9 protein-coding genes and 1 pseudogene are annotated in these 14,120 nt (G+C 69.7%); 3 read left to right on the top strand and 7 right to left on the bottom strand.

The features are described from left to right. Nucleotides 1-25: 25 nt before the first annotated feature. Both Phou_RS27780 and Phou_RS27775 read right to left on the bottom strand, forming a co-directional pair. Nucleotides 26-2,362: a beta-L-arabinofuranosidase domain-containing protein gene (locus tag Phou_RS27780; RefSeq protein WP_173060950.1), complete on the bottom strand. Its 2,337-nt coding sequence runs from the start codon at nucleotides 2,360-2,362 to the stop codon at nucleotides 26-28. Nucleotides 2,363-2,378: 16 nt separating this feature from the next. Continuing rightward, nucleotides 2,379-4,484 (bottom strand): family 43 glycosylhydrolase, encoded by a 2,106-nt coding sequence (locus tag Phou_RS27775; RefSeq protein WP_173060947.1) that lies wholly within the window; start codon nucleotides 4,482-4,484, stop codon nucleotides 2,379-2,381. Between the two features lie 743 nt (nucleotides 4,485-5,227). On the opposite strand from Phou_RS27775, the gene Phou_RS27770 reads away from it, so the two are divergent. The 3 genes and pseudogenes from Phou_RS27770 to Phou_RS27760 all read left to right on the top strand — a co-directional run bounded on the left by Phou_RS27770 (nucleotide 5,228) and on the right by Phou_RS27760 (nucleotide 9,767). Further along, the gene (locus tag Phou_RS27770) at nucleotides 5,228-6,961 is read left to right on the top strand and encodes a cellulose binding domain-containing protein (protein WP_173060944.1); all 1,734 of its coding nucleotides are present in this window, start codon (nucleotides 5,228-5,230) and stop codon (nucleotides 6,959-6,961) included. 41 nt (nucleotides 6,962-7,002) lie between these two features. Next, a pseudogene (locus tag Phou_RS27765) lies at nucleotides 7,003-8,453 on the top strand (non-reducing end alpha-L-arabinofuranosidase family hydrolase). A 75-nt stretch (nucleotides 8,454-8,528) separates the two neighbouring features. After that, complete coding sequence (locus Phou_RS27760) at nucleotides 8,529-9,767, top strand: outer membrane protein assembly factor BamB family protein (protein WP_173060941.1); 1,239 nt, start codon at nucleotides 8,529-8,531, stop codon at nucleotides 9,765-9,767. A gap of 27 nt (nucleotides 9,768-9,794) precedes the next feature. On the opposite strand, the gene Phou_RS27755 is transcribed toward Phou_RS27760, so the two are convergent. From Phou_RS27755 to Phou_RS27735, 5 genes are all read right to left on the bottom strand, one after another. Further along, a complete protein-coding gene (locus Phou_RS27755) occupies nucleotides 9,795-11,054 on the bottom strand; it encodes a hypothetical protein (protein ID WP_173060938.1) in 1,260 nt (419 codons plus the stop codon). Between the two features lie 16 nt (nucleotides 11,055-11,070). After that, complete coding sequence (locus Phou_RS27750; RefSeq protein ID WP_173060934.1) at nucleotides 11,071-11,577, bottom strand: SigE family RNA polymerase sigma factor; 507 nt, start codon at nucleotides 11,575-11,577, stop codon at nucleotides 11,071-11,073. A 112-nt stretch (nucleotides 11,578-11,689) separates the two neighbouring features. Next, entirely contained in the window at nucleotides 11,690-12,715 is a 1,026-nt protein-coding gene (locus tag Phou_RS27745; RefSeq protein WP_173060931.1) for a phosphotransferase family protein, read from the bottom strand. Beyond that, on the bottom strand, nucleotides 12,712-13,467 hold the full coding sequence (locus tag Phou_RS27740) for an SDR family NAD(P)-dependent oxidoreductase (RefSeq protein WP_173060928.1): 756 nt from the start codon (nucleotides 13,465-13,467) through the stop codon (nucleotides 12,712-12,714). The genes Phou_RS27745 and Phou_RS27740 overlap by 4 nt, the downstream gene beginning before the upstream one ends. Beyond that, nucleotides 13,464-14,093 carry a TetR/AcrR family transcriptional regulator gene (locus tag Phou_RS27735; RefSeq protein WP_173060925.1) on the bottom strand — a complete coding sequence of 210 codons (630 nt, stop codon included), beginning with the start codon at nucleotides 14,091-14,093 and terminating at the stop codon, nucleotides 13,464-13,466. Before Phou_RS27735 ends, Phou_RS27740 begins: the two co-directional genes overlap by 4 nt. Nucleotides 14,094-14,120 lie beyond the last annotated feature (27 nt).

Below are 14,120 nucleotides of genomic sequence, written 5' to 3'. Positions count from 1 at the left end.
CGTGGATCACGCGGCCGGCGCTCCGTCAGCTGATCCGGACGAGGCGCCAGCGGTTGTCGGCACTGCCGTTGTCGGGGTCCTGGACGGCCTGCGCACCCCAGGCGGTGTTGCCGTTGAGGACGCCGAGGAGCTTGCCGCTGTTGGCGTTGCGGATCCGGTAGGTGCCGTCGCCGTTGTCGACGAGGATCCAGCGGTGGTCCGCGGTGCCGTTGTCCGCCCACTGCAGCACGCGGGCGTTGTCCGCTGTGGACATGTTCTCCACACCGAGGACCTTGCCGCTGTTGACGTTGCGGAACCGCACCGCGTTGCCGTCGGTCACCATCACCCAGTTGTGGTCGGCGGTGCCGGTGTCTCCCCACATGACGGCGAGGCCACCGTCCGCTGTGGACATGTTCTGCACGCCCAGGACCAGGCCGGTGGCGGCGTTGGTCAGCTTGTACGTGCCGCCGGTACCCCCGCCGGATCCGGTGTTCCAGTAGACGGTGTAGTTGAAGCCGTGCGCGTCGTGGAACGGACCGAGGTTGACGGTGGTGCCGTTGGCCGTCGCGGTGAACGCCAGCGAGCCGGTACCGGTACGGGTGATCGTCGAGGTGTTCAGCGACGGCAGTGAGCCGAGCGTGGAGTTTCCGTAGTTGCCGCAGAGCACGACCGGGCCGTACGTGATCGCCTGCACGTTTGTGTTGTCGTTGGCGGCCTGCATGATGACCCGCATCGGGAGACGCACCGTGATCTGGTCACCCGCTGCCCAGGTCCGGGTGACGGTCGCATAGCTGCCCGGCGTCGTCGAGACACTCTGCGCCTGCCCGTTGACGCTGATCGTCGCGCCGCTCGTCCAGGCGGGGATGCGGATCCGGATGCTCCACGAGCCGCTCACCGAGCCGCCGAGCGTGAGCGTCGTGGTGTCGCTGACCGGGTACGTGGTGCTCTGGGTGACGGTGATCCCCCGCTGCGTCCAGTCCAGCACCGACGGCACGAACAGGTTCACCGTCAGGGTGGTGCCGTTGTAGAAGTAGATGGAGTCCATCAGCTTCGTGTTCGTCTCGATGCCGGTGCCCTGGCAGCACCAGAAGGAGTTGTAGTCGGTGCTCCAGGTGCCGCCACCCCACGCCGGGCCGACACCGCGCCGCCCGCCGGGGTTGAGCGGTGTGAAGTACGTGATGTGGCCGCGGCTGTCGCCGGGGTTCTGCGCACCGATCAGGTGGTTGAGCAGCGCCCGCTCGTAGTAGTCGAAGTAGGCCACCCGGTTCGGGTCGATCAGCCACAGCTCCCGGGTCAGCCGCAACATGTTGTACGTGTTGCACTGCTCGCAGGTGTCGGTGTTGAGGTAGCCGGCGATCGCGTTCGGCGCGCGGAAGTGCTCGGCCTGGCTGTTGCCGCCGATCACGTACGTATGCGCGTTGACGGTGATGTTCCAGGCGTTGCTGGCGATGTCACGGTACCGGGTGGTGCCGGTGGCCTTGTACTCGCGGGCGGCGCCGATCCACTTCGGCACCTGCGTGTTGGCGTGCAGCCCGTTGAGCTGGTCCTGGTTGGACGCCAGCGGGTTGAAGACCGAGGCGTGGTCGAACCGCTGCGCGGCGGTCAGCCAGCGGCCGTCGCCGGTCTGCTGGTAGATGTCGGCGAGCACCTGGTTCATGCCGCCGAACTCGGTGCCCAGCATGCTCTGCATCTGGCTGGAGGAAAGCCGCGAGGTGCGCGTGTCGACCCAGCCGGCGAGCGCGAGCAGGACCGTCCGCGCCTGCGCGTTGTCGAGGTACCGCCACGCGTCCAGCAGCCCCTGCAAGGTCTTGTGGATGCAGTAGTACGGGACGTTGCCGTTGCTGAGCGTGCGCGCCTCGAGCGCCGTGAAGTCGGACTCCGGGAAGCCGGACAGGTAGCCGGCACCGAACCCGGCGGCACCGTTGTTGGCCTGGCACTTGGCCAGCTCGGCCACCATGTAGTTCGCCTTGTCGCGGCAGGTGGTGTCGCCGAGCACCGCCCACGCCTGCGCCCAGGCGGTCAGGAAGTGCCCCTGCATGTGCGTGCGGAACGGGAAGGTGGGGGCGTCCCAGCCGCCGTTGGACGCCGCGCCGTTTGTGGAGAGCCGGTGGTTGGCCCGGAAGTTGTAGAGCAGCCGGTCAACGTCGACGAACCGCAGATAGTTCAATGTGCGGGTCTGGTTGTCCATGAACCGGCCGGAGTTGAGCCGGACCTGGCCGAGCGCAAACGGGTACGCCGAGACGCCGATGTCCGCGCGGGCCGGGGGCAGCTCGGCGGCCGAGGCCGGTCCGGCACCGAGCAGTTCGGCACCCGTCGCTGTCACGAGGGCGCCGCCGGCGGCGGCCTGCATCAACCGCCGCCGGCTGAGGGGGTGGGAAGCCATACGTTCTCCAGAGGTTTCAGGGAGTGGTGAGGTCGAAGCGGCTCACGGTGACCGCCCCGCCGAGAGCGGAGGTGGCGTAGTTGAAGATGCCGAACCGGTAGCCCATGAAGAACTGCCACGCGTTGTTGAGCGTGAAGGCCTGCCCCAGGTTGGTAAACGTCGAACCGTTGGTGCTGTACGAGAACGTCGCCTGCCGGCCGCTACCGGGTCGGATGTCAGCCGAGACGCGCAGCCAGATCCGCCCGCCGGAGATGGCGGCCGATGCCTGCTCGCTGCCGGTGCCGGTGGTGGCCCAGCTGGAGTTCATCGTCAGCCCGTTGGTCATCGACACCCGGTAGGCGCCGTTGTCCCGCCGGACCCCGATCCACGCCGACGAGTCGCGCAGCATCGCCAGGCCGGCCCGGTCGCCGTTTGCCATCGTGGAGTAATCCAGCTCGATCGTCGCCGTCGACGACGGTCCCTGGATCCGATGCGTCAGCGTGTTGCGGGCGCTGTAGAGGTCGTTGGTCACCGTCGCGGTCTGCAGGCGCAGGCCGTTGCCGACGGAGTAGCGGGACGTGTCCGGGTTGTGGTTCCACTCCCACCGGTGCCCCAGCGTAGGGCCGGTGAACGTCTCCGGGCCGGTCATCGGTGCCACGGTCCGCGTGGTGGTGATGTTCGGCCTCGGGTAGTTGACCGCCCAGCGGCCGTTGACCGTCTGCACGCTCGGCCAGCCGTCCGACGACCAGGACAGCGGTGCCAGCGTCGGCATCCGGCCACCGGGGTAGGCGTCGGTGAAGGCCATGTAGTACCAGTCGCCGTTCTGGGTCTGCACGATCCCGCCCTGGTGCGGCACGCCGCCGCCGGAGATCGGACCGGGCAGGTCGAGCAGCACCTGCCGCTGCTCGTACGGACCCCACGGGCTGGTCGAGCGCAGCACGTACTGGCCGTTGGCCGGCCGCGTGAGCCAGATGTAGTAGTAGTTGCCACGCTTGTACATCCGGGCGCCCTCGAGCGTGCCGATGCTGGACGGCGTCTGGTACACGGTCTGCGCACGCACCTGGCTGGTCAGGTCCTGCGAGAGCTGCGCCACGCTGATCGTGCCGTTGCCGTAGGCGACGTACGGGGTGTCGTTGTCGAACAGCAGGCCCGCGTCGTAGTAGCAGGGAAGCCGCGACCGCTTGGTCCACGCGCCGTCGACGGCGGTGGCGGTGTACACATAGGAGCGGTTGAACTCGATGCAGCCCAGCCAGTAGTAGGTGCTGTTGCTGGGCCGGTAGTTGAGCGTGGACGCCCAGATGCCCTTGACGTACGCGCGACCACCGCTCATGTCGTACGCACCGGACTCGAAGTCCAGCCGGGGTACCGAATGGCCGGCGTACTCCCAGTCGACCAGGTTGTACGAGCGCAGGATCGGCGCGCCCGGCGAGTAGTGCATCGTCGAGGCCGAGTAGTAGTAGGCGTCGCCGACGCGGATGATGTCACCGTCGGCGAAGTCCTGCCACACCACCGGGTTGGTGAACTGCCCTGTGTTCGGCGGTGGAGTGGTGGGCGTGGTCGTGGGCGGAGTCGTGGGCGTGCTACCGCCGACCTGGACGAGCTGCCACTGCTGGTTGTTGCCGCCCCAGTCGGTGTACTGCACGATGTTCGCGCCGTCGGCCGTGGAGGCGTTCTGCACCTCGACGGCCTTTCCGCTCTGCCGGCCGATCAGCCGTACGTAGCCCCCGGCCGAGTCGGCCAGCCGGAACTGCTGGTTCTGACCGTTGCCGTCGGCCCACTGCACGATCGCGCCACCGTCGGCGGTGGAGAAGTTGTAGACGTCCAGCACCTTGCCCGAGTGCCGCGACTTGATCCGGTAGTAGCCGCCGCCGGAGTCGACGAACTGCCACTGCTGGTTGTTGCCGTCACCACGCGTCCACTGGGTGATCCGCCCACCGTCGTTCGTGGCGAAGTTGTACACGTCCAGCGCCTTGCCGCTGTTGCGGTTCACCAACACGTACCACGCGTTGGTGTCCACCGTCGCGGCCGAGGCCGACGTCGCGGCGACCGTTACGAGCGTGCCACCGACGACCACCGCGGCCGCCACCGCGGCCAGCCCTGCCCGCCAGCCTCGACGCCGTTGCCCGGAAAGCCCTACCGGCATCCGTGCCTCCTCTCAGAGCCTCTTGTTAGCGTTAACAGCATCGCTGGGCTTGCCATGCGAGCAGCAGATATCCAGGACTTGAGGGGCCGCGAGTACCGGCCCGAGCGCGGAGGGGCACCCCTCGCACATGGACTGTGAACGATAACAGTGATGCACGTCAAGGTGTGTCGTAAATGTTTCGCGGTTGACACCATGGACCCGCAGGTCACGCACTGAGCCACGAATCTGGCTCCACGAACCGGCCGCCGTGGAGCTAATTTTGGAGACGTTATGGAGCCATGACCGCGGTGAGGGCCAGCCCTGTAGCGGTGGAACGGGGCCCGGAATTACCGGCTCCATGTATCGCCGTGGAGCAGCTCCACGACAAGCTCTGGTGCTGCCACTTGTCAACGCTAACGGTTTCGATCGATACTGCTAACTGTTTTGGAGCCGGGCACGGTCTGGGAAGGGCACCCACGACCGCCAGCGGCGGAGCCGGCCGGCTTCGCCGAACGAGCAGCACGAGGAGGCGCCGCACAGTCCCGCTGAACCCATCGCTGCGCCATCACAGCCGTCCGGTCGCCTTTCAGCACCGGGACCGCGGGTGTGACGGCCAGCCTGGCGTGGACGTCCGGTCGCCGCGCTGGCATCGCGCCGGCGCACCCTTCTGCCTGCTGCGCGCCACGTCTCGTCTGTCGGGCATCAGGAAGCGCTCCCCGCGCCCGCACGAAGGCGGCCCGTCCCCCTTTCAGGAGAAGTCGTTTATGCGAAAACCTAAAGTTCGTAGCGCCGCGTTGGTGTCGGCCGGTGCCGTTGTGCTGGCATCGGCCGCCGCCGCCGTGGCGCTGCCCGCCGGGGCCGCGGCCGCCGGTTGTTCGGTGAACTACACGGTGGCGTCGCAGTGGCAGGGCGGCTTCGGTGCCAACGTCACCATCACCAATCTCGGTGACCCGGTCACGAGCTGGACGCTGACGTGGTCGTACACCGCCGGCCAGACCGTGACGCAGGCGTGGAACACGACGCTGACCCAGAGCGGCGCCGCGGTCACCGCCCGGAACGTCAGCTACAACGGGACCATCGCCACCAACGGCACGGCCTCGTTCGGCTTCAACGGCTCGTGGACCGGTAGCAACCCGGCACCGACGAGCTTCGCGTTGAACGGCGTGACCTGTACCGGCGGCGTGGGGCCGACGACGGCACCGCCCACCACCGCACCGCCCACCACCGCGCCACCGACGACCGCGCCGCCCACGACCGGGCCACCCACCGCGTCGCCGGACATCACGGTGAACGCCGGCACCAGGTACCAGACCATCGACGGGTTCGGGGCAGCGACCTCGATCTGGGGCAGCGCCTGGTCGACGGCCGAGACACAGACGCTGGTGGGACTCGGCGCCAACCAGCTCGGATTGTCCATTGTGCGCACCGGCATCTCGCCGGTCTCCAGCGAGTGGGCGACCCACGTGAACGCCTTGAAGACAGCGAAGTCGTCCGGATCCGGCGTGAAGATCCTGGCCTCGCCGTGGACCGCACCGGCGGCGTGGAAGACCAATAACAGCCGGACCAACGGCGGCAAGCTGCGGACCGACTACTACGACGACTACGCCAACCATCTGAACAGCTACGTCCAGTACATGCGCGGCCAGGGCGTGACGGTCGACGTCACCTCGGTCCAGAACGAGCCGGACTGGCACCCCGACTACGACTCGATGGACTGGAGCGGCGCCGAGCTGCGCGACTTCGTGCGTGACCAGGGTGCGAGGGTGCAGAACACGAGGCTGATGGTCGCCGAGGCGGTGAACCTGAACTACAGCTACACCGACCCGACCCTCAACGACGCGACCGCCCGGAACAACATCGGCTACATCGGCGGCCACCTGTACGGCACCGAGGCGTCGGGCCGGCTCAGCCCGTACGCGTTGGCCAACCAGCACAACAAGCCGGTGTGGATGACCGAGTGGAACCTTCACGAGGCCGACGGCAGCGGCTCCAACATCTGGGGCAACCCCGCCAACCAGACGGTCTGGAACGAGACACTCGACGACATCATGCGGACGGTCCACAGGTCGATGGAGTCCAACTGGAGCGCCTACATCTGGTGGTACGGCAAGCGCTACTACTCCTTCATCGGCGACGGGGAGTCGGCGTTCGGCACCACCGCGGGGACTCCGCTGAAGCGCGGGTACGCGTTCTCGCAGTTCGCCAAGTACGTACGCCCCGGCTACCAGCGCGTGGCCCTGACCAAGAGCTCCAAGGCCTCGCCGCTGGAGGTGACCGCGTACCAGGGCGGCGGGAAGGTCACGCTGGTGATCCTCAACCGGTCGAACAGCGCCGTCAACAACGCCGTCATCCAGGCGCCGCAGAACGTCACCCGGGCGGAGCACTACCTCACCTCGCTGAACGCCAACGCCGCCAGCCAGCCGACCAGCGTGAACGGAGGGCAAGTCACCGTCAGCGTCGGCGCGCGCAGCATCTCGACAGTCGTGTTCACGCTCTGAGGTTTCCCTGCGTGTGAACGTGAACATTGCCAACCATCCCGATGGAGGATCTGATGAAATCCCCACCCCCACGCACCCGATCCCGGATTGCGGCCGCCTGTGCCGCTGGCCTCACCCTGGCCGGAGCCACCGCGGTGCTGACCGCGAACACGGCCCAGGCGGCCGCCGGCTGCCGCGTCGACTACGCGATCTCCAGCTCGTGGCCGGGCGGCTTCGGCGCGAACGTCACCATCACGAACCTCGGCGACGCGGTCAACGGCTGGCGGCTCACCTGGTCGTTCGGTGCCGGGCAGACCATCACCCAGCTCTGGAACGGGTCGGTCACCCAGTCCGGCGCACAGGTCACGGTCACCAACGCCGGCTACAACGGCAGCATCCCCACCAACGGCACCGCCGCATTCGGGTTCAACGGCTCCTGGAACGGCTCCAACCCGGCACCCACGACGTTCGCGCTGAACGGCACGACGTGTACCGGCAGTACGGCGCCGACCACCGGAGCCCCGCCCACCACGACGGTACCGACCACGGCACCGCCGACCACCGCCCCACCGACCACCGCCCCACCGACGACCCCGCCGCCGAACAACTGTTCGCTGCCGTCGAGTTACCGGTGGTCGTCGTCGGGTGTGTTGGCGAACCCGCGGTCGGGGTGGGTGTCGTTGAAGGACTTCACGCACGCGCCGTACAACGGTCGGCAGCTGGTCTACGCCACCACCCATGACACCGGCACCTCGTGGGGGTCGATGAACTTCGGCCTGTTCACCAACTTCTCCGAGATGGGCTCGGCCAGCCAAAACCAGATGCCGTTCTCCGCGGTCGCACCCTCACTGTTCTACTTCGCCCCCCGCAACCTGTGGGTCCTGGCCTACCAATGGGGCGGCCCCGCCTTCTCCTACCGCACCTCCACCGACCCCACCAACGTCAACTCCTGGTCAGCACACCAAACCCTCTTCTCCGGCAGCATCTCCAACTCCAGCACCGGACCCATCGACCAAGCACTCATCGGCGACAGCCAAAACATGTACCTGTTCTTCGCCGGCGACAACGGCCGCATCTACCGCGCCAGCATGCCCATCGGCAACTTCCCCGGCAGCTTCGGCAGCAACTACACCACGATCATGACCGACAGCACCAACAACCTCTTCGAAGCCGTCCAGGTCTACAAAATCCAAAACCAAAACCTCTACCTCATGATCGTCGAAGCCATCGGCTCCCAAGGCCGCTACTTCCGCTCCTTCACCGCCACCAACCTCGGCGGCACCTGGACCCCCAAGCCACCACCGAAAACAACCCCTTCGCCGGCAAAGCCAACAGCGGCGCCACCTGGACCAACGACATCAGCCACGGCGAACTCATCCGCACCAACGCCGACCAAACCATGACCATCGACCCCTGCAACCTCCGACTGCTCTACCAAGGACGCTCACCCAACTCCGGCGGCGACTACGGCCTCCTCCCCTACCGCCCCGGCCTACTCACCCTCCAACGCTAAACACCACCCACACAGGCGGGCCCGGCACAAAACCGGGCCCGCCCTGGGGTGGCGCACGCCGCCTAGGGTGGACCGATGACCGGGATCGACCTGGATGTCGTACCCGTGACCGCCACCGGGCGGCGTCCGCCGCGGTGGCGCCGCTGGCCCGCGGTGACCGCGATATCCGTGGCGGCTCTGCTGCTCGGTGGCGGCGCCGCACCGGTGCGGCGGCCCTGGGACCGGCCGGTCACGCTCGACGCGGTGCCGCCCGGCGGGATGGTCGTGGTTGACGACAGCCTCTACCTGGTCCGGCCGGACGGTGTCGTGACGGCTTACGCCGCCAGCGGGGAGAAGCGCTGGAGCGTGCCCCTCGGCGCGGCCAACCTGTACCACGCCGAAGCCGTCGCAGATCTCGTCGTGCTGGGCGGGATAACCGGGGGCGCCGATCCCGGCAGCGGGTTCACCGTGGCGGTCGAGGCCGCCACCGGCGTGCCGCGATGGCGCCGCAGTGGTGCTGTCCGTCTGATCGACCGCGCGGCGGGGCTTGTCGTGATCGACGAGCCGAGCCGGCAGGTCGCCCGGCCGCGGGCGTCGTACCGGCTGCTGGAGCTGGCAACCGGGCGGGACGTGTGGCCCTGGGCGACCCGCCCGGTCGACGAGACGCTGACCCCGGTCGCCGATGACGGCGGCCGCCTGGCAGGGCTGCTGCAGCGCGACGCGTCCGGCCGCACGCTGCTGCTCGACGCCGGCACCCGGCAGGACCGGCTACTGGCCGACGCGCCGCGGGTGGCGGACGCCTACCGCTCCGGCGACGACCTGCTGCTGCTCACCGACGGGACCGGCGCGCAGCTGGTCATGTACGACTGGGAAACGCTGCGGCCGCGCTGGCGGGTCGCCGCGCCGGTGGGTCCGCTGTCGGGCCGGTGCGGGCCCTGGCTGTGCGTGGTCGACGAGGACGGTACGGCCGCCGTGGATCCGGCCACCGGGCAGGTCCGCTGGCGGCACTCGGGCGTGCCCGCCGTCGTCGGGCAGCCGCTGGTGCTGCACGAGTTCGGCGGTACCGCCGCCCGCCTGACGCTTGCCGACCCGACCAGCGGGCGGCCCTTGCTGGAGCTGCCCGGCTGGACCGGGATCGGCGCGCCCGCGGCGGGCCGGCAGGTCGCCAGCCGCTGGAGCGACGACGGCCGCAACCACATCGTGGCGGTCGAGTTGGCGTCACGGCGGGTCCAGCCGGTGACCACCGTGGTGGTCGCCACCGACTCCTGCGCCTCGTCCGGATTGCTGCTGGCCTGCCGCGGCCCCGGAACGCTGACCATGTGGCGGCTGGGCTGACACCTTCACGCCCAGGCACGCAGGCGGTCATCCGGCTTCGCACCGCCACTTCGCCGGCCGGCGGAAGTCTGGCGCAAAGTCGCTGTTGGCCACGATCGTGCGGCCGCCGTCGCCGACCCAGGCGGCCTGCGCGCGTGCGGCCTCGACGCCGTCCCGGTTTCGTGGAAAGAGCACCTGGCCATCCGGCCCGAGCAGCGCCGTCTTCTGTTCGGAGAGCTGAACGGACATCCAGCCGGTCTCGGTCACGGCGTCGACGATCGGCATCATGCTGTCGGCGGTGATCGCGGATCGCAGCTCGACCTCACCGGTGCTGAGGCGCCAGCGCGCCGGCGCGAAGGTGGCGCCGAAGGGCCTGTCGCGGGTCGTCGCGCTGGCGTAGACCGAGCCCAGCACCCAGTCGCCGTGTACGCCTCTGGGGAGGCCGCCGTCCCAGCCCGCCGGCACCGCCAGCTCCCGACCCACTCCGTCCGGCGGCCAGGCGTAGGGCGTGCCCCCATTGCCCGTGACCGCGAACCCACGCGGGTCGTCGGCGCCGACGGACCCGACGACGGTCCCGTCCTCGGCGATGTCGGCCAGGTCCAGGTCGGCGAAGGAGGTAGGAAACACGCGGGGCCGGTCCGGTGCGCTCGCCGGCCACACCACCACCGCGAGCCCCGTCGCGCCGCTCGCGGGGGCGGCGATGTCGCCCCGCTCGTTGATGAACGCCGGGCCTCCGGCCCGATACCCCGATGGGTTCGGCAGCTTCGTGACAGTCCCGTTCCGGTAGCTCCAGGCGAACGTCCTGCCGCTTGCGGTGCCGGAGGCGCCGCCCACCACCGTGCCCGCCGAGTTGACGTCGGTCGGATCCGTGAACGGACCCGCGCCGGGCACCTCGAAGGTAGTCGGGGACTCGTCGACCCACACGACAACGCGGACCTTCTCCGTCCCGTCCTGCAGCGCGTTTCCGACCAGATGGCGGCCGGTCGCGTCCGCGGCGACCAGGCTCACCGGGCGGTAGCCCTCCGGGGCGGGCAGCACGGTGACCGTGCAGGCCACGGGGGTGGCCGTCGGCGATGGCGTGACCACCGGGCGGTCCGGGCCCTGGGGAGCGCCGACGCCGGCGACGACCGCCCCTGATCCGACGGCCACGGTCGCCGCCGCACCCGCCGCCGTCAGGATCTGCCGCCATCGCCTGCCCCGCCGTCCGGTCCGCACGGCACGGTCGATGTCCAGTCGGGACGGTGGCAGTTCGACGCGCGCCATCAGAGCGCGTACCGCTTTCGCGCCGCGGTCGTCGTCGGAGGTCATCACTGTCTCCCGCCGCTCAGCTGTCCGGGGTGGACAACTCGTCGATTTCGTACACGTGCCGCAGCGCCGCCAGGCCCCGGGTCGTGTGGCTCCGCACGTTGCCCGGCGAACAGCGCAGCACGGTGGCCACCTCGTCGACGGACATGTCGCAGGCGAAGCGGAGCACCAGCACGGTCCGCTGGGTCCGGGGAAGCCGGGCCAGGGCCGCTCGGAGCACCTCCCGCTCCTCGACGCTGGCCGCCGGCGACGCGGGCGCCTCGGGCGTTTCCGCGACCAGCCGGACCCTGGACCAGGCGAGCCGCTGATCGTCCAGGTACTTGCGGACCAGGATGCGATGCACGTAGGCGTCGATGTTGTCCGCGGCCCGCGCCCTGTGCCAGTGGCGGTACAAGGCCGTGATGGTGTTCTGCACCAGGTCGTCCGCGCGGTGGCCGTCGCCGCACATCAGGTAGGCGGCCCGGCGTAAGACCTCCTGGCGCGCCGTGACGTACTCGACGTACTGACGTTCGTCGTCACCGCGCATCAGCCGCCTCCACCCGGACAGGACCCTCATCATGGTGACGGCGCGGCGACCTCGCGGCGCTGCAACCGGAATAAGTCCGGCAGAAGGAGCGAAATACCGAAAAAGCCTTGCGCTACACCGGGCCCAGGGCGCGCAGGCCGGCGGCGAGCAACGCTGGTACGGCCTGCTCGGCGCGCGCCGAGCTCGGGTCGGCCGCGGCGCCCTGCCGGGCGCGGTAGCTGATGCCCTGCGCGATGACGGCGAGCTTGAAGTTGGCCAGCGCGAGGTAGAAGGGCCAGTGGTCGAGGTCGACGCCGCGCCGGCGGGCGTACGCCTCGGCGATCGCGTCGCCGTCCGGCAGCCGGTCGCTCGCCCAGGCCGCGTCGAGGCCGAGGATGGGGTCGAGCTGCGGCTGGCGGTAGACGCACATGAGCGCGATGTCGGTGAGTACGTCGCCGACGGTGGCCAGCTCCCAGTCGACCACGGCGAGCACCTTGCTGATGTCGGCGCTGTCCAGCAGCGTGTTGTCGATCCGGTAGTCGCCGTGCACCACGCCGATCTGGGTCGAGCTGGGTGGCAGGGCGGTGACCAGGCGCGAGTGCAGCCGCGTCGCGTCGGCGTGGTCCTGGTTCTTCACCTCGGTCCACTGCCGCCACCACAGGCGGACCTGGCGCTGCAGGAAGCCGTCCGGGCGGCCGAGGCCCTGCAGGCCGACCTCGTGGACGTCGACGGAGTGCAGGTCGGCCAGGACCCGGACCAGCTCCGTGACGCATGACTCGAGCTCGGCCGAGGTGTAGACGTGCAGCTGCGCGCGGGTGCGCACCACCTCGCCGGGGATGAACGCGGTCACCGCGAACGGCGCGCCGATCACGTCCGTGTCCTCGCAGAGGGCCACCGCCGGAGGTACGGGTACGGCGCTGAACTGCAGGGCCTGCGCGACCCGCCATTCGCGCGCCACGTCGTGGGCCGACGGGGTGAGGCCGGAGTGTGGCGGCCGCCGCACGACCCAGCGGTGGGTGCCGTCGGTGACGACGTAGGTGAGGTTCGACTTGCCGCCGCTGACCAGCTCACTGGTCAGCGGCCCGGCCACGGGGACGTGCTGCCGTTCGAGAAAGGTGCGCACGCCCCGCACGTCGAGGGGCGGTGGGTCGCCGTTCATGCCTGCTGTCCCCGGGTGCCGGCGCGGCCGATCACGATCTCGTTGATCACGGTGCGCGGTGACATGTCCAGCAGTGCGGTCACCGCCGTGACGAGGTCGTCGACCGGGATCATCGTCTCGGGCGGCACCGTGTCGTGGACCCAGGCGCTCATGTCGGTGTCGACGTAGCCGGGAGCGATCGCCGTCGCGGTCACGCCGGCGGCGGACTCCTCCGCGTTCAGGCCGCGGCACAGCGCCAGCAGCGCGGCCTTGGTGGCCCCGTAGACGGTCAGGGACGGTTCGGCGTAGACCCCGGCGATCGATGCCAAGGCGATGACCCGCGCGCCCCGGGACGGGCGCTGCCGCGCCGCGGCCCGCAGCAGCGGCAGCGCCTGGCTGACCAGAACGAACGGCGCGCGGGTGTTCAGCGCGAACTGCTTGTCGTACCGCGCGGCCGAAAAGCTGTCCAGCGGCCCGGCCGAGCCGACGCCGGCCGCGAGGACGAGAGCGTCCATGCTGTCGTACCGGGCGGCGTGCGCGGCGACGGCCGCGGCCGGCGCGTCGGGTGCGGCGAGGTCGGCCTCGACACAGTCCACATGCGACGCTCCGGCCGCCCTCACCTCGGCCGCCGCGGCGGCCAGCCGTGCCGGGTCGCGAGCCACCAGGGTCAGGTGCCAGCCCCGCTTCGCGAGCCCGAGCGCGATGCCGCGCCCGATTCCCCGGGAGGCGCCGGTGACCAGCGCGGACCGGGCCGGCTCAGGCGTCGGGGTCATCGCGGCTGTCCCGGCTCTGTCTCCTCGGTGATGCCGACGATCGAACGCGCGATCGTGAGGTAGCGGTCGAGAAGAGCGTCGACGGAGAGGCTTCCGTCCGGCCGGTACCAGGACGCGACACCCACACAGAGCGAGGCGATGGCCCGGCTCGCGTCCTTGGGGAACGGCGTGGCGAAGATCCCGTCCCGCACGCCGTCGAGGATCACCTTGTCGAGCATGCGTTGCTGCTCGTCGCGCTTGGCGACGTAGCGCTCCCGGTTGCCCGGCTCGAGGCTGCGCAGCTCGGCCGTCGACACCATGGCGCCGGTGCGCCGGTACATGTGGAACCGCAGCAGCGACTCGACCAGCGCGTCGAACTGTGAGCGCGGGTCGGCGGCCGATGTCGCCAGGGCCTGCCGGCTGCGGACCAGCAGCTCCTCGATGATGACCATCATGAGGTCGACGAGGATGTCCTGCTTGGAGGGGTAGTAGTGGTAGACGCCGGGTACCGAGAAGCCGGACCGGCGCGCCAGGTCGCGGGTCGTCGTGCCGTGGTAGCCGTGTTCGTAGAAGGCCTGCAGAGCGGCTTCGAGGATGCGGGAGAACTCGAGCGGTCCGTACTCCCGCCAGTCAGACTCGGCAGACATCGACTCCGTCGTCACCTCTCTGGTCGT

Origin of the sequence: Phytohabitans houttuyneae, assembly GCF_011764425.1 — a bacterium.
Taxonomy (GTDB): Bacteria; Actinomycetota; Actinomycetes; order Mycobacteriales; family Micromonosporaceae; genus Phytohabitans; species Phytohabitans houttuyneae.
Note: the sequence above shows the minus strand (reverse complement) of the source record. Positions and strands in the feature narration are given on the sequence as shown.

What these genes read in the sequence shown, in the direction of transcription:
- Phou_RS27780 (WP_173060950.1), bottom strand. Translation starts at nt 2,362, where the DNA reads ATGGCTTCCCACCCCCTCAGCCGGCGGCGGTTGATGCAGGCCGCCGCC.
- Phou_RS27775 (WP_173060947.1), bottom strand. Translation starts at nt 4,484, where the DNA reads ATGCCGGTAGGGCTTTCCGGGCAACGGCGTCGAGGCTGGCGGGCAGGG.
- Phou_RS27770 (WP_173060944.1), top strand. Translation starts at nt 5,228, where the DNA reads ATGCGAAAACCTAAAGTTCGTAGCGCCGCGTTGGTGTCGGCCGGTGCC.
- Phou_RS27760 (WP_173060941.1), top strand. Translation starts at nt 8,529, where the DNA reads ATGACCGGGATCGACCTGGATGTCGTACCCGTGACCGCCACCGGGCGG.
- Phou_RS27755 (WP_173060938.1), bottom strand. Translation starts at nt 11,054, where the DNA reads ATGACCTCCGACGACGACCGCGGCGCGAAAGCGGTACGCGCTCTGATG.
- Phou_RS27750 (WP_173060934.1), bottom strand. Translation starts at nt 11,577, where the DNA reads ATGCGCGGTGACGACGAACGTCAGTACGTCGAGTACGTCACGGCGCGC.
- Phou_RS27745 (WP_173060931.1), bottom strand. Translation starts at nt 12,715, where the DNA reads ATGAACGGCGACCCACCGCCCCTCGACGTGCGGGGCGTGCGCACCTTT.
- Phou_RS27740 (WP_173060928.1), bottom strand. Translation starts at nt 13,467, where the DNA reads ATGACCCCGACGCCTGAGCCGGCCCGGTCCGCGCTGGTCACCGGCGCC.
- Phou_RS27735 (WP_173060925.1), bottom strand. Translation starts at nt 14,093, where the DNA reads ATGTCTGCCGAGTCTGACTGGCGGGAGTACGGACCGCTCGAGTTCTCC.